Here is an 18861-nt window from a genome sequence, read left to right as displayed (position 1 = left end):
TCATTACGCTAAATTCATAGAGTAGGCTACGAATTTTATTAATTAATCAGCGCAATAAAAAAATAAGCTTACACAAGAAAAAACAGGGGCAAGGCGAATTAAGGGATTGATAATCTGTAAATGTCGCGCACGTGAGTGGCTCATTATAAGTGCATTGATAGTATGAAACTCCGTACTGTGTCCTGGTAGATTAAGGCTACCCGATAATGCCAATCAGCTTATAAGCTAAACAGGTGCCTATACATTGTATAGGCACCTGTTTAGCTTATAAGCTGATTGGAAAGTTAAAGGCCCACTAATTTCCGATGAGCCCGGCATGATCATCCGTTGTTTAGGCGCTGAAAAATTTGTCGGGGGTGAGTGGCAAGGAGCGCAGGCGGCGGCCGGTAGCGTGGAATACGGCGTTGGTGATGGCCGCCGGGGTGCCCACGCAGCCAATTTCGCCAATGCCACGGGCTCCCAGCTCACTGATGAAGGGGTCGGGGATATTGAGCCATTCCACCTGAATGTCGGGCGTGTCGGCCATGCTGGGCATGTGGTAGTCGGCGAAGTTGCGCACCACGGCGCGGCCATTGCGCGGGTCGTAGGAGGTTTCCTCCATCAAGGTAGCGCCCAGGCCCATCGTCATGCCCCCGATAATCTGGGAATGGGCCGTTTTGGGGTTCATCAGCCGGCCGACGTCGTACACGCCGCAGAGCCGGGCCACCCGAACCGTGCCGCTGGCCTCATCTACCCGCACCTGGGCAAACACCGCTCCGAAGGAATAGAACGAGTATTGCTCCCGCTCGGCGCCGGGCTGGGCCTCGTCGGTGCCAACGATGGAAGGCAGGCCGGCGCGTTTCAGAATAGCGGCGTAGGTTTCGCCGGTAGCGGGCGTGGCCTTGAGCTGCAGCCGGCCGGCGCGGGCTTCCACGGCCTCCGGGGCTGCCCCGTACAGCGGCGACTTCGCGTCGCGGGCGGCCAGCTGCTGCAGGGCGCGCACGGCGGCCCGGGCGGCCTGCAGCACGGCCGGGCCCACGGTGGCCGTAGTGACGGAGCCACCCGCGGTAGGCGTGGTGGGCAAAGCGGAGTCGCCCAGCTCGAACCGCACCTGCTCCACGGGCAGCCCCAGCCCGTCGGCCCCAATCTGGCGGAAAATGGTGTAGGCGCCGTTGCCCAGCTCGTGGGTGGCACTCTGCACCAGGGCGCGGCCATCAGCGAAAATGGTGGCTTTGGCGGCGGCCTTGCGCCGGCCGGCCGGGTACATAGTAGTAGCCATGCCGTAGCCGATCAGCTCGCGGCCTTCGCGCATGGAGCGGGGCTTAGGGTTGCGGGCGTCCCAACCGATGAGGGCCTTGCCGCGGGCGTAGCACTCGCGCAGGTTTTTGCTCGACCAGGGTTTGCCGGTTTCGGGGTTTTTCTCGGCGTAGTTGCGCAGGCGCAGCTCCACGGGGTCCAAGTTCAGCTCGGTGGCCAGCTCGTCGAGGGCGCACTCCAGGGCCCAGCCGCCCACGGTTTCGCCGGGGCCGCGCATGGGGCACGGCGAGGGCAGGTTCAGGTGGGCCAGCTGGTGCGAGAAACCCAGGTTGGGCACGGCGTACATCATCCGCGACACGCGCGCGCACGGCTCCGTAAACCCGCTCGACAGCGAGGAATGGGTGTGCGTGTCGTGCTGCAGGGCCGTGAGCTTGCCGTCGCGGGTGGCGCCCAGGGCCAGGGTCTGGCGGGTGGCGGCGCGCTGGCCGGCCACCGTAAACATCTCCTGCCGGCGCCATTCCAGCTTCACGGGGCGCTTCACCACGCGGGCGGCCATGGCTGCCAGCAGCACAGGCGCAAACAGCCAGCCCTTGGCCCCAAACGCCCCGCCCACGAACGGGCAAATGACGCGCACCCGCTCCTTGGGCAGCCCCAGCGACAGCGCCGCTACGGCCTGGGTGTTGTCGAGGCCGCGGGTGGTGTCGTAGAGGGTTAGGAAGTCGGTGCCGCCGCGCTGTTCCCAGTGGGCAATGGTGGCTACCTGCTCGATGGGGCTGTGGTGGGTGATGCCGGATTCGTATACCTGCTGCACCTGCACGGGCGCCGCCGCCAGCGCCGCTTTAGGGTCGCCGATGGTGACCTGTAGCTTTTCTTCCTTGCTGCCCAGAAAGGACTCCGGCTTGCTTTGTCGGGCCGCGGTATGCTGGTCGAGCTGCGGCGGGCGCTCCTCGTAGGTCACGCGCACGAGCGAGGCGGCGTGGCGGGCCTGCTCGTGGGTGTCGGCCACCACCAGGGCGATGGGCTGGCCGGCATATTCCACGGTGGCATCCTGCAGGGGCTGGCGCGTTTCCGTGATGCCACCCTCGCCCCGAAACAGCGTTTCGCCCACTTTCTCGGGCAGGGGCTGCAGGCGTGGGGCGTTGTCGTGGGTGAGCACGGCCCGCACGCCCGGCGCGCGCAGGGCTGCTGCCGTATCCAGCGTGCGGATGGTGCCGTGGGCAATCGTGCTGACGACCACCGCGCCGTATACCAGGCCCGGCACGTCCCATTCGGCGGTGTAGCGGGCGCCGCCCATCACCTTCAGCCGGCCATCTACCCGGTCGAGGGGCTGGCCGGTGGCTTCCGATACTGTCATAGCAATCCTGAAAAATTAGCGGGGAGAAGAAACAAGGCCGGCCACGCCGCCCACGCTGGCCGCGAAGGCTGTGCCGGCCGGGCCCGCCAGCGGCTGCAGGCCGCTGGTTTCCAGCAGCGCCCGCAGTAGCAGGCTGCGGCCCATCGGTACTTTATAGCCGTTGTGCTCCAGCGGTTTGGCATCGGCGAAGGCGCGTTCGGCAGCGGCCAGAAAAAGCTTTTCGGTGGGCTTGCGGCCGGCCAGCAGGGCTTCGGCGGCCGGTACCCGCCAGGGCTTATGTGCCACGCCGCCCAGCGCAATCCGGGCCCGCCGGATGCGGGTCCCATCCATTTCCAGCGCCACGGCGCACGACACCAGCGCGTAGGCGTAGGAGGCCCGCTCGCGCACCTTGAGGTAATGCGAGCGGCCGGTGAAGGCGGGCAGGTCGATGGCGGTAATCAGTTCGCCGTGCTCCAGCACCGTATCCCGGTGCGGGGTGTCTCCGGGCAGGCGGTGCAGGTCGGGGAAGGCGATGGTGCGGCTGCCGCCGGGGCCGGTGGTCTGCACCTGTGCGTCGAGGGCGGCCAAGGCCACGGCCAGGTCGCTGGGCTGAGTGGCCACGCAGCTGGACGAGGCCCCGAAGATGGCGTGCACCCGGTTGAGGCCCCCGAGGGCGGCGCAGCCGCTGCCGGGCGTGCGCTTGTTGCAGGGCTGGCCTGAGTCGCGGAAATAGGGGCAGCGGGTGCGCTGCAGCGGATTGCCGGCCATGGTGGCCATGTTACGGATCTGGGTGGAGGCGCCCGCCAGAAGGGCCTCGCTCACGGCGGTGTAGCGCTGCCGGATTTCGGGGTGGAGGGCGGCCGCGCTGTTGCTCACGCTGGCTCCAAGGCGTAGCCCGCCGTTAAGCGGCGCAATGGTGCCGGGCGGCAGTCCCGCCAGGTCTACCAGCCGGCTGGGCTGATGCACGCCTTCTTTCAGCAGATCTACTTCGGAAGTGCCACCGGCAATGAACGTGGCGGCCGGGTCCTGGGCCACCAGGGCAACGGCTTCGGCAGCGCTGCCGGCCCGCTGGTATTGAAAAGGGTTCATAGGCGGGAATTAAGCGCGCTGGGCGTCTTCGATGGCGGCAATGATGTTGGGGTAAGCGGCGCAGCGGCACAGGTTGCCGCTCATGGCTTCCCGGATTTCCACGGCCGAGCGTGGCTGCTTGTCCTGGAGCAGAGCGGTGGCCGCCATGATCTGGCCCGGCGTGCAGTAACCGCACTGGAAGGCGTCGTGCTTCACGAAGGCGGCCTGCATGGGGTGCAGGGTTTCGCCGGTGGCCAGGCCCTCGATGGTGGTGATTTCCTGGCCCTGGCTCATCACGGCCAGCCGCAGGCAGGACAGGGCGCTCTGGCCGTCGAGGTGCACGGTGCAGGCGCCGCACTGGCCATGGTCGCAGCCTTTCTTGGTGCCCGTGAGGTGCAGGTTTTCGCGCAGCGCATCCAGCAGCGCCACGCGCGGCTCCAGCTGCAGGCGGTGCGTCCGGCCGTTGATGCGCAGGGTTACGGGCACGGTGTCGGCGGCCGCCGCCGGAGCCGGCGGGGCAGTAGCGGCCGGGGCTGCTTCGGCGGCGGCCGCGTCGGTGCCAGGCAGCAGCAGCAGGGCCACGGTGGCCAGCAGCGCCGTCACGAACGTGCGCCGCGACACGCCGCCGGCAGCCGGTTGGCCGGCGGCCGTCTCCGCCGGGTTTTTCAGGGTCTCCAGCGCCGCCAGCACTTGGCCGGGGCGGATGTCGGTGGTGGCATCTACCACCGCACTCCAGCGCACCACGCCCTGCTCATCTAGCAGAAACAGCGCCCGCCGGCCGGCCACGCCAAACTGCCCGGCCAGCGTGCCGCGCCAGTCCAGCGAGTGCCAGCCCTCACCGGCCGTATCGACGAAGGCTACTTCGGCGCCGAAATCGTGGAGCAGTTGGGCAAACAGGGCACTCTGGTGGGCGTGCCCGGGGTTCCATTCGTCGGGGGCAAAGGCCAGCACCACGGGCCGGCCGCGCAGCGCCGAGAGGGCAGTGCCGTCGGGCAGCAGGGCGGCCGGGGCGGGGGCACCGGGTTGTAAGGGGCAGGCGGTGGAGGGCTTCATCCGGCAGAGCTAGTGATGGTAAGTAGCAGGGAATACGCAGTTGGGCGGGTAGTGTTGGCGGGCCGGAGCGTTTCGGCGGCAAGCCAAGGGGGCAGGCAAGTCCGATTTTCAATTGGCTACCTTTGTGCTTCCGCTCTCTGCTACACACCATTGCCTTATTTCTTCTGATGTTGTACCGTTCCTTCCGTTTGCCCGTTTTCGGGCTGATGGGGCTGCTCACCGTGGCCTCCTGCTCCAGTACCAAAGACCCAGTACCCACCCCGCCGGTAGTCGTCACGCCGGCCCAGCCGCTGCCCGAGCACCTGACGCTCGGCAACCCTAGCGGCGCCACCGACGACCCAACCCAGCCCACCAACTTCCTGCTCAGCAAGCCGCAGTACGCGCTTAGCTACCACCGGGAGCGGGGTATTCCGAACTGGGTGAGCTGGCACCTCGACCAGAGCTGGCGCGGTTCTGCCGCCCGCCAGGACGATTTCCGGCCCGATGCCACCCTGCCGGCCGGCTGGTACCAGGTGCAGGCCACCAGCTACTCGGGCTCCGGCTTCGACCGCGGCCACAACTGCCCCAGCGCCGACCGCACCAACACCGTACCCGACAACTCGGCTACGTTTTTCATGACCAACATGATTCCGCAGGCGCCGCGCAACAATCAGCAGACCTGGGCCAATCTGGAAGACTACACCCGCTCGTTGCTGAGCTCCGGCAATGAGCTGTACGTTATTATGGGGCAGTACGGCACGGGCGGCATTGGTTCGGCGGGGGCTAAAACCACCCTCGACCAAGGCCGCGTGACGGTGCCGGCCCGCATCTGGAAAGTCGTGGTGGTGCTGCCCGTTGGCGAGTCTGACGCCAGCCGCGTGACGACCGCCACCCGCGTAATCGCCATTAATACCCCCAATGATAACAGCCTGAGCACCAGCTGGGGCCAGTACCGTACCAGCGTCGATGCCATTGAGGAGGCGACTGGCCTCGACCTGCTTTCTGCTGTGCCTTCGGCGGTGCAGCAGGTGCTGGAAGCCGGCACCGATAACGGGCCGGTCCAGTAACATGCCATTCCAGGGCCGAGGTTGCCTGTTTGTGCTAAGCTGATGGATAGTATTTCCTTCAACCCGGCCATGCTGGCCGCCGTGCTGGCCGGCCACAAAACCGTCACCCGCCGCCGGCTTTCCCCGCTGCTGCCGGTTCAGCAGGAGCCCGGGCGCTACTGCTTCCGGCGCCTGACGGGGTCGGGTGCCTGGTTTGAGGACCGGCAGGAGCCGGGGCAGATGCTGCCCCCGGTGCCATGTCCCTTCGGGCCGGCCGGCGCAGTGCTGCGCGTGCAGGAAGCCCCGGATTGCCTGCTGCGGGTAGTGGGCATTCGGGTGGAGCAGGTTGGGAGCATAACCGAGGCCCAGGCCCGGCTGGAGGGCGTCAGAGCCCGGCGCCAGCGGGGGCGCGTGCAATGGGGCGGCGTAGCGCCCGATGCCCAGGCTGTGGATGGGCTTCAGTGGCACGACAGTGCGGTAGGCGCGTTTCAGGAGCTGTTTGAGTCCATCTACCCGGCGGCCTGGGCCCGCAACGAATGGGTATGGGTGCTGGAATTTGAGCGGTTGTCCTGATGCAGCGGCGGGGCTTTTGGTTGTAGCAGCAAGGCGCCTGTTTGCTTCCGCAGTTCGGAAGCAGACAGGCGCCCTGCAGACCACGCACGCAAACGGCCGCCGCTTACTGTCGGATCAGCTTCTGGCACCAGCGGTAGCCGGGCGCGCTGATCTGCAGCAGGTAGATGCCGGGGGGCAGCGGGCGGGTGTTCAGTTGCACGCGCTGGTTGGTGGCCGGCTCGTACTGCTGTAGGCGCTGCCCCAGCAGGTTGAACAGAGCCACGGAATACGTGGCGGCGGGCAGGGTCGTCAAATCCAGCGTGGTGCCGGCCGATGTAGGATTGGGGAAAACAGTTGGCTGAGCCTGTGTTGTCGGCCGGAACTGCACCACCCGCACCGGAGTGAGGGTCGCGCTGCTGTCTAGGTCCAGCAACCGCAGGCGGTAGTAGAGCAGGCCGTTGGCCGCGGCCGCGGCAGGCAAATCGGTGAAGGCGTAGGTGCGCGGGCTTGTGCTGTGCCCGGCGGCCGCGCGGCGGCCCACGCGGGCAAACCGGCGGCCATCGGGGCTGCGCTCCACCTCAAAGCGGGCACTGTTCACTTCCTGAGCCGTGGCCCACGTCAGCTCCACGGCCGCGCCGTTTGCCGCCGCGTCAAAGCGGATGAGCGACACCGGCAGCGGCACCAGCTGGCACTCGGCGGGCAGCGGTACCTCGGCCGGTACCAGGTTGGTGCGCCACTGAAACGGCAACTGGGTGCCGGGTGTAGCGCCGAAGGCACCGGGGCCGTTGGTGGAGCCGGTCAGGCCATTGCTGCCCGGCAGTGCCTGCGAGGCCGCGTTGAGGGGCCCGGAGGCAAACACCACGCCGGCCGAGCCGCCGCCGCCCGGTCCGTGCGGCGCCGTCACGGTCAGGTTGTCGTCGCCGCCCCGGCCGCCGTTGGCCACCACTGTCAGGCCCGCCAGGCTGCTGCTGCTGAGCACTACCACGCTTCCGCTGCCGCCGCCGCCGCCACCGCCGTCGTTGTCGACCGGCAGCGTAACCGAGGTACCGCTGACATCAATGGTGCCCGGCCCGGTCACCTGGCCCGCGCTCAGCAGCACAATACCGCCCCCGGCACCCCCGCTGGAGTTGAAGCCGTTGTTGACGGTGATGGCCTGGCCGAGGCCGCCGGTGCCGTTGTTGGAGGAGCCGGCCCCGCCGCCGCCGCCCAGCACCACCCGGCCGGGGTGGGCGGCCAGAAACGGCGCCCCACCGCTGCCGCCGGTGGCATTGCCCAGAAACCAGGCATTGCCGCCCTGCCCGCCAAAGCCGCCGTTCGAGCCGCCGCCGCCGCCTGTATTGTTCTGGTTGGTGAGCACGCTGCCGTCGGTGCCGCCGCCGCCGGCGTTGCCGGGCGCACCGCGGCCCATGGAGCCGCCCGGATACCCTTCGGCCCCGGTATTGAGCAGCACGCCCCCCTGGTTAACCAGGCGCGGACTGCCGGCCAGCCCTTCGCCTTTGGAGGCGTGCACGGCATTGCCCCAGCCCATGGCCCAGTCGGTGGTGCTGGTGCTGGCGGGGCCGGGGCCGCCCTGGAGGTAGCTGCCGCCGCCCCGGAAGCCGCAGCCCCGGGCATCGAGCCGGTAGCCGGCCAGATCGAGCGCGCCTTCGGCCTGCAACGCCAGCACCCCGCCGGTGCGGCCGTTCCAGGGCGCGGGGCGCAGGTCGGCCCCCAGCGTGAGGTGGCGGAAGCGCGGCACCCGCAGCACCTGGTAGCGGCGGGCGCCGGTGCTGTTCGTGGCCTCGGCGTTGGTGTAGGTGTTGGTGAGGGCCGAGGCCAGCACCAGCGTGCCGCCCCCGGTCGGGGTCACGTTGGACAGGGTCACGTAGCGGTATTCGTAGAGGCCGGCGCTGAAGTTGGTTAGCAGGTTGCCGTTGGCCGGGATGTCGTCGTGGGCTGCCCCGTCGCCGTAGGCGGCGGTGTTGGCATAGTCCAGGTCGGCCCCCTGCATCTGCATCACCAGCACCAGGTCGCCGGCCTGAATGGGCGCGGCTTCCACCGGGCTCAGGGCCGGGCCTACGGACACGTTGGTGCCGGTGGTGGTGCCCAGGCCGGGGTAATACGCGTTCAGCAGCTGGCCGCCGGTGGTGGTGGCGTCCAGCGTGGCCGGGCCCGCGCAGTAGGTGCTGGCCACCGGCCCGCTGAAGGTGGTGCGGAGCGCGGCCAGCGGGCTGCTGCCGTCGTTGTTGGCCGGGGCCGGGTCGCCGTCGGCCGTGCCGGAAGTGGCCCAGACCTGGCCGGCCAGGGTGGTGCTAGCCGGGGGCACATCAAAGCTCACCTGGCAGCTTAAGCCGGCCCGGGCCGCCAGTGCCGGGACGGGCGGCAAAGTCACGCGGCCGGAGCCGGCATCGTAACTGCCGCCGCCCGATACCGTTACGCCGCTCAGGTTGGCCGGCAGCTGGGCGCCCAGGCTGACGTCGGTAGCCACCGAAGGCCCGTAGTTCACGGCCATCAGCTGGTAGCTCACGCTTCCGGAGGCCGAGGCGGTGGCCGGACCCGTGCCCACCGCTACCACGTCGGCCACCTGAGTGGGAGCGGTGCTGGCGGCAGCGTTAGCCTGGCTGCCGTTGTTGTTCTCGATAACGAGGTCGGCGGCCGAAGCCGTGCTGAAGCCCAGGGCCGCGACGCTGGCGCGGGCCGGCATCAGAAAGCGCACGGTGTGCACGCGGGTGCCAGCCGCGGGCAGGTCGGCGGCCGGAAACGCCACTGCCCCGGTGCTGGCGAGGTACACGGCGTTGTGTGAGGCCGTCACCTGGCTCAGGTAGGCCGGCAGCCGCACCCGGCCCTGCACCCCCGTGGCCGCCACGCTGCCCTGGTTGTTGAGCGTGAGCGTGTACTCGGCGAAGCCCCCGGCCGGCGTGGTTGCCGGGCCGCGCAGCGTGGCCTGTACGTCGGCGCTGACGGTGGTAATGCTCACGGTCAGGTTGGCGGAGTTGGAGAGTGCGCCCTGAGTATCGCGCACCCGGTAGCCGATGGTGGCCCCGGTGGAGCCAATCGCCGGCACGAAGGTGACCACGCCGGTGGCGGCATCCACCGAAAACTGCCCGCCACTGGTAAGGCCGTTGCCGGGGCTGAGCACCACGCTGCCCGGGACCAGCGTGCCGTAGCCGTTGTCGTCGCTGTCGTTCAGCAGCACGGCCACCTGCACGGGGGTGCCGGCCAGGGTGGCGGCCACGTCGCGCACGGCAACCGGGGTGGCGTTGCTCACGGTCACGGTCAGCAGGGCCGGGGCCGAGGCCAGGCCCTGCTCGTCGCGAATGGTGTAGCTGGTGCTGCTGGTGCCGCTAAAGCCGCCCGCCGGCGTGAACGTGACCGTGCCGTTGCCATCGGCGTGGAAGCTGCCGCCGCCATTGGTGCCTGCCTCGGAAGTCAGGACCACGGTAGCGGGGCGCAGGGTGGTGGGGCCGTCGGCATCGCTGTCGTTGCTGGCCACGGCCAGCATAACGGGCGTGTTGGTGGCCGTGGTAGCGGCGTCGGGCTGGGCCTGGGGCGGCGCGTTCGTGAGGGTCAGGTGAAGGGTAGCGGGCGCCGAGGTTTCCCCGGCCTGGTCCTGCACGGTGTAACGGATGGAAGCCACCGTGCTGGCCCCGTTGAAGGCGGGCACGCGGGCACTCAGCAGTCCGGTAGGCGCCACCGAAAACGTGCCCCCGGTGCCGGCCACATCGGTGGTGCCGCTGGTGACAGGGCCCAGTAGCACCACGGAGGCGGGATTCAGGGCCGCGTTGCCGGCCTGGTCGTTGCCGAGAATATCCAGGTCGGTAGCTGCCGTGTAGGAGCGGGTCAGGTGGTCGTCGAGGGCGACGGGCGCCGTGGTGGCTGGTCGTGCGGCCGGCCGGCTGGCGGCCGGGGGCAGCGAAAACAGTAGCATTCCCCCCGTCGCCAAACCAGTCAGGGCAGCGCTCAGGCGGAGTAGTACGAATAGAGGCATAGGGCTGGCAAGATGAAGAAGATGCCCGGACGCGCTGGCCGGGCCGGCTGCCAGGCAGGACAATATCCTGCCAAGGCCAGGCAGCCTACAGTGGAAGGCAATGCAATGCCTTGTTTAGCAGGTGATGGAGTGGTTTTATTGGCTTTTGACCTGAGAAACAAGGTGGCGCAGCTGCCCGGCTGGGTCCAGCTCCTGGATTCGGGTTACAGTATCTGGAGCTGCCGGCTGCCGCCGCCACCCGTCGGCGGGCCCGCGCCAGAAAAAAAATGCCGCGCCTGCCAGGGGACGAGGGCCGTAACAAAGCAGAATACCCGCTGCGCAGAGGTCTGGGCGGGTACGTGCCAGGCTGCCGTCGCCGCCGCCGCTCAGGGTCGGCAGCCTGGCACAGGAAGTGCAACCGGCCCACCAACGGCACGCCCCAACCCCGGTGCCGCATCTCCTGATCATGTTTTTATGCTGTTAGAATCTGCTGTCGCCGCTTCGGTTGAAGAGGCCCCGCCCGAACCAAAGCCTATTTCTGCCCCCGCGGCCTGCTCCGCCACTAACCTGCTACAGCGAGTGATGGCCGGGCTGCCGGCCGGGGTGCTGCTGCTGGCTGCCGCCGGCACCGTGGAGCTGAGTACCGCCCGTTTCTGGCACCTGCTGGGCCTGCCCGACGAATCGGGGCGGTGGCAGGGCCAGCCCGGCCACCACCTGCGGGCCCGCCTGCAGCCGCTGCTAGTGCAGGAGTCGGCGGCGGCCCTGCTGCCCTGGCTGGTCGGCGCGGCCGCCCCGCCGCCACCCGCCTCCCGCCTGCACCTGCAAGACGGCACCGTGCTGGCCTGCCACGCGGCGCCGTCGCAGGGCGGCTGGCTGCTGAGCCTGCACGATGTGAGCCAGGAACACCACCGGCTGACCGAGCTGGAGGCCATTGCCGCTATTGCGGAGCACAGCCCCCAACCGATTGTGCACATTGGCCCCGGCCGCTGGCCCCTGTACGCCAATGCCGCCGCCCGGGCGCTGGGCACGAGCCTGCCCCGGGCCGAGCGGGCGCGCATTCAGCGCCAGCTCCGCCTGCGCGCCACCGCGCAGGTCGATGTCGGAAGCATGCCGCTGGAAGTGACCCTGGAGCAGCGGGTTTTCAACGTGGCTAAAGTAACGCGGCCGGAAGAAGGGGGCGTAAGCCTGTATTTCAGCGACATTACAGAGCGCGAGGCCGTGCGCCGGCAACTGGCCGAGCAGCAGCAGTTCACCGAGCAGGTGCTGGAGGCCATACCGTGCGCCGTGTTCGTGGTGGATGAAAGCCATCAGGTGATTTTCCAAAACCGGGCCATGCAGGAGCTGATTCAGTCCTCGCCCTTCGGGGAGGGCCAGCAGACCAAAACCCCAGAGCAGACGGCTTGCGAAGTGGCCGACTACCACGCCACCAACGACCTGGTGCGCAGCACCGGGCAGGATGTGGTGCGGGAAGAGCCCTTCACGCTGGCCGACGGCGTAACCCACTGTTACTACGCCGTGAAGCGCCCCCTGCGCCGCCCGGATGGCGAGGTGCACATCCTCAGCGTGAGCCTCGACATCACGGCCCTCAAGCAAGCCCAGCAAACCCTGCAGCGCAACGAGAAGCAGTACCGCGACCTGATGCACTACACCCAGGCCCTGATCTGCACCTACGACATGCAGGGCAACGTGCTGACCATCAACCCGGCCCTGGCCCAGCTGCTGGGCCGCCCGGCCGAAGACCTGCTGGGCCAGCCCGTGGCCCAGCATCTGCCCTTCAACGACCGCGCCGCCTTCGCCGACTGGATGACCCGCCTCAACAGCGGCGCCGCCACCAAGGGCGTGCTGCGGCTGCAGCTGCCCGGCAGTGAGGAAATGCGCCACCTGCTCTACCACAACGTGGCCGTGCTCGAGCCCGACCAGCCGCCCTACGTCATTTCCCACTCCCACGACATCACCGACCGCATTCAGGCGGAGCGGGAGATGGAAATGGCCCGCCTGGCCGCCGAAAAAGCGGTGCGGGCCCGCGAGAATTTCCTGGCCAACATGAGCCACGAAATCCGCACGCCCATGAACGGGGTGCTGGGCGTGGCCAACCTGCTGGCCCGCACCGCCCTCACGCCCCAGCAGCAGGAATACCTGGCCACCATCCGCACTTCCGGCCAGCACCTGCTGGCCGTGCTCAACGACGTGCTGGACATGGCCAAAATCACGAGCGGCAAGCTGGAACTCGACGAGTCGGCCTTCAACGTGTGCGAGTCGGTAGGGCAGGCGCTGCAGCCGCTGATGCTGCAGGGCCAGGAGAAGGGCATCGTGTTTGTCGCCCGGCCGCTGCGCGAGTCGTGTCCGCTGCCCTGGGTGTGCGGCGACGCCCACCGCATCAACCAGATCATGCTCAACCTGGTCAGCAACGCCATCAAGTTCACGCCCCGCGGCGGCACCATCACGGTGGAAGGCAACTTGGTGAACGAGACGGCAACGGAGCTGGAGCTGTGCTTCAGCGTCGCGGACACGGGTATCGGGATGCGGCCGGAGGTGCTCAGCCGCATCTTCGAGAGCTTCACCCAGGCCTACTCCGACACGGCCCGCCGCTTCGGCGGCACCGGCCTGGGCCTCAGCATCAGCCGGGCGCTGGTGGAGCGCATGGGCGGCCGGCTGCAGGTGGAAAGCCACGAAGGCCAGGGCAGCATCTTTGCCTTCACGCTCTGCCTGCCCAAAGCAGCCCCGGTGGCCGAGCCAGCCGAACCCGAGGATTTTGATACCGGCATTCTGCAGGGCGTGCGGGTGCTGCTGGTGGAAGATAACGATATCAACCGCTACGTGGCCCGCGGCACCATGCAGCAGTGGGGCGTACTCGTCACGGAGGCCGATAACGGGGCCGCGGCCCTGGAGCTGTTCGGGCAGCAGGAGTTCGACATCGTGCTCATGGATATTCAGATGCCGGGCATGAGCGGGCTGGAAGCCACCGCCCACATCCGCCAGCACCCGCATGTGCACCGCGCCGCCATTCCGGTATTGGCCCTCACGGCCAACGCCTTCCGCGCTGACCACGAGCAGTACCTGGCCGCCGGCCTCGATGCCTGTCTGGCTAAGCCCTTCGACGAAGCCGAGCTCTACGGCTACCTGCGCACGCTGCTGCGCCGCTAGCGGCCATCGCCTGCCGTCCTACAAGCCAGAGGGGCCGCCGAATCTTCGGCGGCCCCTCTGGGTTTTGGTGTATAGTGTGCCTTCTAGGGCTGCTACGGGGCCGGCTGGGCGCGCAGCACCTGCGTGAGGCGGCGCATAAACGCCAGGTCAAACGGGGCACGGGCCAGGGCTTTGAGGGCGTACTTGAGCGCCGGCACCAGGCGGCCCCGGCTGGCTGCGTACAGCGCGCCTTCGTGCAGCTTTTCCAGGGCCAGCTGGCGGTGCCAGCCGCTGGTGCGGGCCGCCACGGCGGCCAAGCGAATGGCCAGGGGCTGGCTGGCCAGGGCCGGGGTGATGAGCGGGGTGAGGCAGGCATCCATGTGGGTTTTCTGGCCGGGGCTCCAGTAGTGGCACACGTAGGCGTCGGCGCGGCGCAGGGGAAACCGCACGGGCAGGGCCAGCGAAAACGCCAGCTGCTCGCTGGTAAACCAGCCGGAGCCGGCGTAAAAGGCGTCGGTGAGGGCAAATACGTCGGGCAGCAGGGCGGCGGCGGCGGCGGGCAGCCCCAGCACCCCCGAGTTCCAGCCCTTCTGCGTGGCCGTAAAGTGCCGCAGCTGGCCGTTTACCAAAAAAATCTGGCGTTCCAGCAGCTCCACCAGCCGGCGCGGGGCGGCGGCATCCGGGCGGGCAGCGTACTGAATCACGGCCTCCGCAAAGGTGTATTCCGGCTGGTGCATGAAGGCCACGCCGGCGGCCAGCTCGCGCAGCAGCGAGGCCGGATTGTCCAGAAAGAAGGTATCGGAGTCGAGGTAGAGTACATCGGCCCCCGGCTGGCGCTGCATCAGCTCGGCCAGAATCCCGATTTTCACCCGGAACGCGTAGTTGTGGGGCCCGTACATGGCCCGGCGGCGCTCATCAGTCAGCAGCACGTAGTCCACCGGCAGGCCGGCCAGGTAGGGGCGGAAGAACTCCGGGTTGTCGGTGAACAGGACGGTAGCTACCCGGGCCGGCTCGTGGTAGTGGGCGTAGAAGCTCAGAATGGTGCCGATGGCCCGGCGGTACTCGGCGGCGCAGCCGTAGGAAAGCAGCGTGAGGTATGTCATAAGAAAAGAGGAGAAAGATAAAGCCGCCCCAGAGGCGCGGTCAGGCGTTCAGCGCGACCGGGCCAACGACCCGGGATAGTACACGGAGGCCGCCACTAGCCCCAGCAGCCCGGCGGAAAGGGCACTCACCACCGCATCCCAGGGGGCAAGCGCTGGCAGGGCCGGCAGCACCCGGGCCGCCCACAACCCGGTGGCCGTGCCGGCCGCCAGCCCCCAGTAGCGGCGGCGGGCCCCACGGGTGAGCGGGAGCGGCAACGGCAGGCGGGGCAGGCGCAAAATCAGGGCCAGCACCAGGGCCGTACCCAGGCCCGAACTTAGCAGCTCCAGCACCTTATACACCGGCACCGCGCCGGGCAGCCCCGGCACCGGCCCCAGCAGCTGCGGCAGGTAGCGCACCAGCAGGGGCCGCCGGTGGGTGAGGCCGTCCCAGAGCAGATGCGTGGCGGCCCCGAGGCCGATACTGAGCAGCACGGCGCCGTAGTGCCGCCGGAAATACGGGCGCCAGCGCAGGCGCCTGACGGCGGCCAGCCGCTGGTAGAGCGGGGCGGGCAGGTGCGCCAGCAGGGCATCACGCACGAGCAGGTGGAACGTAAACGCCAGCGCAACTCCCACCGGCAAACTGAAATACCCGATGCTGAGCCAGGTGTGGCTATGGCCGTTGTGCAGGCCCATGCGGGCAAACTTCTCGAAGTCCGGGGCGATACTGCCCACCAGCAGGCCGGTAGCCGAGAGGCCCCGGCGGCGCAGCAGTGGCAGCACGGCGGCCGTATGGGCCAGGGTGAAGGGCATAAGTAGGGCGTAGCGCGGGGCTTAATCAACCGGCAGGCCGGGGCGGGCCGCCGTCTGGAGGCGGTTCTGGTGCCGGGCATCCAGCTCATCCAGCACGGCCGTATCGGTGTCGAGGTCGAACTTGCGGCCCCAGAACCGGCCCGAGGCCAGCAGGGCCGGCAGGTCGGCGGTGGTCAGCAGCTTGGGGTGGGCCCCGCCCTGGCTCCAGTCGATGTAGCGCAGGCTGTTGTTGAGCAGGGTTTCGCGCAGGGGCGAGTTGTAGAGCACCGTGGCCACCAGAAACTCATCGGAGCCCCAGCTCAGCCGCCCGAACCGGTGCAGCTCCGGGTGCAGGGTAAAGAAGTTGACCAAATACTCGGCGGCGGTGCGGCTGAGCGTGTACCAGCAGCTCATGTTGCCGCCGTACACCACGTAGCCGCCCAGCGGAAACTGTCGGCGCGGCAGCACGGCGTTCAGGGCGCGCTGCACGGCGTAGCGGCCGGGCAGCGCGGGGGCGTCGGTGAGGTGGTAGCGCTCCAGGCGGGAGCGGTTGGCCTGCCACCAGGGCGAGCCCATGGGCTCGGCTTCCACAAACGAGCGGCCCGGGTGCGCGGCCAGGTAGGCGTGCAGCTCCTCGGCCGGGCGCAGCGGGTAGTCCTGGCCGCTGAGCAGGTTGATGAACTCGTAGCGGGCCGGGTGGGCCAGCAGCTCGCGCAGGCTGGCCAGCAGGGCCTCCGTGAAGCCAAACCCGCCCCAGTTGATGGCAAAGCGCCGCCGCACAAACTGCACCTGCGGCAGGGTTCCCAGAAAGGAAAACACCGACAGATCAGCCTTGGTATCCAGATGAATAAAGCAGTCGGCTTGGGGGTGATGCAGGCCCCTGAGCTGGCGCACCAGCTGGGCCGGGGCCCGGTGGGCCATGATCAAATGGGCAATACGCATAAGGCGAGTGGCTGAGAAGAAGGAAAAAGCAGATGTTCAGGCGCGGACGGAGACGGGCGCAGCCGGCCCGAAGCGGCGTAGCAGGGCCCGCACTTCGGCCAGCCCCACGCGCAGCGTGCCGGCTATGGTGATGGGTAAGGACCGTTTCAGCAGCAAATACCCGAACAGGAAGCCCGTGAGGATGGTAGGCAGGCTGGCCAGCGCCACGCCGTAGATGCTGTGGGTGAAGTGAATGCCCACCCAGTCGCCGGCCACGTTCACGGCCAGCATCAGCAGCACCTTGTACAGGTTCAGCCGCGGGTTGCCCAGTACGTCCAGGGCCACGCCGGTAAACCGGTCGATGGGGTAGAGCAGGGCCATCGACACGGCAATGCGCAGCACGTTGGCGGCCTCCGTGTTCACGTAGTGGCTGCCGCCCACCAGGTACACCGGCACCTCGGCCAGCAGCACCGTACCGATGACCACGGGCAGCAGCAGCCAGGTAAGCAGGCCGGCGTTCTGCTCAAACAGGTGGGCCAGCAGGGGCCGGTTTTGCTGATTGACGGCCGCCGCCAGCCGTGGCATAGCCGTGGCCATGAGGCTGCGCAGCGGAATCTCAATGATTTCCATGAAGCGCTGGGCCAGGTTGTAGACGGCCAGCGCGGCCGGCCCCAGCAGAAAGTTGATGAGCACCGTGTCGGAGCTGCGCAGCAGGTAGGCCCCGATGTAGCTGCCCACGCTGTACTTGCCAAAGTGACCCAGCTCACGCATGGTGGCAGCCGAGCGGTGGCGCAGCGCCGAGGGGAAGCTCCAGCCCAGCAGCAGCGTGAGTGCGCTGGTCAGGCCGGCCGCGCCCAGGTAGCAGTACACCACCCGCAGCAGCGTGAGCTGGTGCAGCAGCAGCAGCCCCGTAATGCCCACGATAAACGCGCCCTGCATCAGCAGCCGCAGCCGCAGCAGCCGGGCGAAGTGCTCCTCGGCCTGCTGCAGGCAGGTGGCCATAAAGGCCGGCAGCGTGAGCAGAAACAGCAGCGGAAACCACCGCAGAAACAGCCCCAGGCTGGGGCTGGCCGCCAGCGCCGGAACTGCCTGTGCCAGCAGCCCCAGGCTGCTCAGAGCCACCGTAATCAGCAAGCCCAGGGCCCAGGCCGAGCCCAGGACCTCGGCCCGGCGCGGGGCGTCGGCGCCGGCGTAGGCCCGGATGAAGCCCGTGGTCAGGCAGCCCTGCCGGAAGGCCTCGCCCAGCCCCAGCATCGACAGGAAAAACACCCAGGCGCCAATGGCCGCCGTGGGCAGGCCCCGGAACAGCAGCGACACCGATACCACCGTGAGGCCCGAGGCCGCCACGTTGCCGGCCAGCGACAAAAACTGGTTGTTGCGCAGGTTGGGCGCGAGTTGACGGAAGTGCATCAGGGGAGCTAAAAAGGGCGAAAAGCCGGTATGCGGAGCGGGGCTGGCCGGGCCTCAGGCGGCCACGGCCGCCCGCTGGGCCTTGTCCCAGGCGGCGGGCTGGGCGCGGCGCACAAAGCGCCAGAAACCCTGGAACACGGCCACGTTCATGAGCGTGAAGTACAGCGGCACCAGCAGCCGCCCCGCCGGGCGGCCCCGGCTGGCCAGCGACCAGCCCAGGCCGGCTGCCGCGTAGAAGGCCAGCTGCCCGGCCAGCGCCAGCGCGTACACCCCGCCCTGGGTGGCGGCCAGCGCCGCGCTCAGGGGCAGCAGCAACGCCAGCAGCAGCGGCGTCAGGCTCCAGCGCAGCACCCGGTGCGAGCCGTACAGAAACGTGACCACCGGCTGCCGCAGCGGGTTGAGCAAACCCGGCAGGCGCGTCATGGCCTGCCAGCCGCCGGCACAGATGCGCACCTTGCGCTTCATCTCCTCCTTGAGCGAAAACGACGGCGGCTCGGTGGCGTAGGCCCCCGGCTCATACACCACCCGGTAGCCCTCGCCCACAATGCGCATGGACTGCACGAAGTCGTCGAGGATGGTGTCGGCTTCGAGGGGCTTGAACAGGGCCGTGCGAAAGGACACCAGTTCGCCGGCGGCCCCCATCAGGCTGCTGATGGCCGAGTCGCAGCGCTTGAGCAGGGATTCGTAGCGCCAGTACAGGCCCTCGCCGGCGCCGGCGGTGCTGCCGTCGGCCTGCACGCGCTTCTCGCCCGACACGGCGCCCACCAGCGGGTCGGCGTAGTGGCGCACCAGGCGGCGCACGGCCTCGGGGTTGAGTAGGGTGTTGCAGTCGGTGAAGGCCACGAAAGGCGTGTCCACGAACAGAATGGCGCGGTTTTCAGCCATCGACTTGCCGGCCCGCTGGGGCTGGTGCAGGTGGCGCACCTGCGGATACCGGGCCAGTACCTGGGCCGAGTGGTCGGTGCTGCCATCGGTGATAACCAGGATGCGCAGGCGGTCGGCAGGGTAGTCCTGGGCCAGGCAGTCCTGGATTTTGGCATCGAGAATATCGGCCTCGTTATAGGCCGGCACTACCACCGTCACGGGCGGCGTGAAGTCGCGCTGCAGTTCGGGGCGTACCCCGGGGCGCAGGCGGGCCCACACCCACACCACCAGGCCGTAGCCCAGATAAGTGTACAGTACTACGGCCAGAAACAGCCAGAAAAGAGTTGTCAGCATGAGTTTTTTAGTTGTCAGTTGGTAGTTGTCGGTTGTCAGTTGGTAGTTGTCGGCAGTTGTCGGTTGTTAGTTGATTGGACATATAGTGACAGTGTTTCTGACAAC

The 18861-nt window shown here is 68.3% G+C and carries 12 protein-coding genes; 3 read left to right on the top strand and 9 right to left on the bottom strand.

Features of this window, described 5'->3' with window-relative positions; genetic code table 11:
- Positions 1–331 precede the first annotated feature (331 nt).
- From O3303_RS05860 to O3303_RS21925, 3 genes are read right to left on the bottom strand one after another with little or no spacing between them, the layout of a single operon-like run.
- On the bottom strand, positions 332–2590 hold the full coding sequence (locus tag O3303_RS05860) for a xanthine dehydrogenase family protein molybdopterin-binding subunit (RefSeq protein WP_269561133.1): 2259 nt from the start codon (positions 2588–2590) through the stop codon (positions 332–334).
- Between the two features lie 15 nt (positions 2591–2605).
- Complete coding sequence (locus O3303_RS05855) at positions 2606–3658, bottom strand: FAD binding domain-containing protein (RefSeq protein ID WP_269561132.1); 1053 nt, start codon at positions 3656–3658, stop codon at positions 2606–2608.
- A 9-nt stretch (positions 3659–3667) separates the two neighbouring features.
- Positions 3668–4690 (bottom strand): 2Fe-2S iron-sulfur cluster-binding protein, encoded by a 1023-nt coding sequence (locus O3303_RS21925; protein WP_350356609.1) that lies wholly within the window; start codon positions 4688–4690, stop codon positions 3668–3670.
- A 167-nt stretch (positions 4691–4857) separates the two neighbouring features.
- Here O3303_RS21925 and O3303_RS05845 point away from each other — a divergent pair, with 167 nt between their 5' ends.
- Both O3303_RS05845 and O3303_RS05840 read left to right on the top strand, forming a co-directional pair.
- A complete protein-coding gene (locus O3303_RS05845) occupies positions 4858–5736 on the top strand; it encodes a DNA/RNA non-specific endonuclease (protein ID WP_269561131.1) in 879 nt (292 codons plus the stop codon).
- Between the two features lie 42 nt (positions 5737–5778).
- A complete protein-coding gene (locus O3303_RS05840) occupies positions 5779–6288 on the top strand; it encodes a hypothetical protein (RefSeq protein WP_269561130.1) in 510 nt (169 codons plus the stop codon).
- A 103-nt stretch (positions 6289–6391) separates the two neighbouring features.
- Here O3303_RS05840 and O3303_RS05835 read toward each other — a convergent pair whose 3' ends face one another.
- The gene (locus tag O3303_RS05835) at positions 6392–10234 is read right to left on the bottom strand and encodes a cadherin-like domain-containing protein (RefSeq protein ID WP_269561129.1); all 3843 of its coding nucleotides are present in this window, start codon (positions 10232–10234) and stop codon (positions 6392–6394) included.
- A 561-nt stretch (positions 10235–10795) separates the two neighbouring features.
- On the opposite strand from O3303_RS05835, the gene O3303_RS05830 reads away from it, so the two are divergent.
- Entirely contained in the window at positions 10796–13357 is a 2562-nt protein-coding gene (locus tag O3303_RS05830) for a PAS domain-containing hybrid sensor histidine kinase/response regulator (RefSeq protein WP_269561878.1), read from the top strand.
- A gap of 92 nt (positions 13358–13449) precedes the next feature.
- On the opposite strand, the gene O3303_RS05825 is transcribed toward O3303_RS05830, so the two are convergent.
- From O3303_RS05825 to O3303_RS05805, 5 genes are read right to left on the bottom strand one after another with little or no spacing between them, the layout of a single operon-like run.
- On the bottom strand, positions 13450–14439 hold the full coding sequence (locus O3303_RS05825; RefSeq protein ID WP_269561128.1) for a hypothetical protein: 990 nt from the start codon (positions 14437–14439) through the stop codon (positions 13450–13452).
- 48 nt (positions 14440–14487) lie between these two features.
- Positions 14488–15228 (bottom strand): DUF4184 family protein, encoded by a 741-nt coding sequence (locus O3303_RS05820; protein WP_269561127.1) that lies wholly within the window; start codon positions 15226–15228, stop codon positions 14488–14490.
- A gap of 21 nt (positions 15229–15249) precedes the next feature.
- On the bottom strand, positions 15250–16149 hold the full coding sequence (locus O3303_RS05815; protein ID WP_269561126.1) for a beta-1,6-N-acetylglucosaminyltransferase: 900 nt from the start codon (positions 16147–16149) through the stop codon (positions 15250–15252).
- Between the two features lie 36 nt (positions 16150–16185).
- A complete protein-coding gene (locus O3303_RS05810) occupies positions 16186–17538 on the bottom strand; it encodes a lipopolysaccharide biosynthesis protein (RefSeq protein ID WP_269561125.1) in 1353 nt (450 codons plus the stop codon).
- Positions 17539–17592: 54 nt separating this feature from the next.
- Entirely contained in the window at positions 17593–18756 is a 1164-nt protein-coding gene (locus O3303_RS05805) for a glycosyltransferase family 2 protein (RefSeq protein WP_269561124.1), read from the bottom strand.
- Positions 18757–18861: the final 105 nt, after the last annotated feature.

The sequence above is a fragment of the Hymenobacter canadensis genome (genome assembly GCF_027359925.1).
Classification (GTDB): domain Bacteria; phylum Bacteroidota; class Bacteroidia; order Cytophagales; family Hymenobacteraceae; genus Hymenobacter; species Hymenobacter canadensis.
This window is presented reverse-complemented; position numbering and strand designations above follow the sequence as displayed.

Coding starts and splice junctions, on each gene's coding strand:
- O3303_RS05860 (WP_269561133.1), bottom strand. CDS start 2,590: ATGACAGTATCGGAAGCCACCGGCCAGCCCCTCGACCGGGTAGATGGC.
- O3303_RS05855 (WP_269561132.1), bottom strand. CDS start 3,658: ATGAACCCTTTTCAATACCAGCGGGCCGGCAGCGCTGCCGAAGCCGTT.
- O3303_RS21925 (WP_350356609.1), bottom strand. CDS start 4,690: ATGAAGCCCTCCACCGCCTGCCCCTTACAACCCGGTGCCCCCGCCCCG.
- O3303_RS05845 (WP_269561131.1), top strand. CDS start 4,858: ATGTTGTACCGTTCCTTCCGTTTGCCCGTTTTCGGGCTGATGGGGCTG.
- O3303_RS05840 (WP_269561130.1), top strand. CDS start 5,779: ATGGATAGTATTTCCTTCAACCCGGCCATGCTGGCCGCCGTGCTGGCC.
- O3303_RS05835 (WP_269561129.1), bottom strand. CDS start 10,234: ATGCCTCTATTCGTACTACTCCGCCTGAGCGCTGCCCTGACTGGTTTG.
- O3303_RS05830 (WP_269561878.1), top strand. CDS start 10,796: ATGGCCGGGCTGCCGGCCGGGGTGCTGCTGCTGGCTGCCGCCGGCACC.
- O3303_RS05825 (WP_269561128.1), bottom strand. CDS start 14,439: ATGACATACCTCACGCTGCTTTCCTACGGCTGCGCCGCCGAGTACCGC.
- O3303_RS05820 (WP_269561127.1), bottom strand. CDS start 15,228: ATGCCCTTCACCCTGGCCCATACGGCCGCCGTGCTGCCACTGCTGCGC.
- O3303_RS05815 (WP_269561126.1), bottom strand. CDS start 16,149: ATGCGTATTGCCCATTTGATCATGGCCCACCGGGCCCCGGCCCAGCTG.
- O3303_RS05810 (WP_269561125.1), bottom strand. CDS start 17,538: ATGCACTTCCGTCAACTCGCGCCCAACCTGCGCAACAACCAGTTTTTG.
- O3303_RS05805 (WP_269561124.1), bottom strand. CDS start 18,756: ATGCTGACAACTCTTTTCTGGCTGTTTCTGGCCGTAGTACTGTACACT.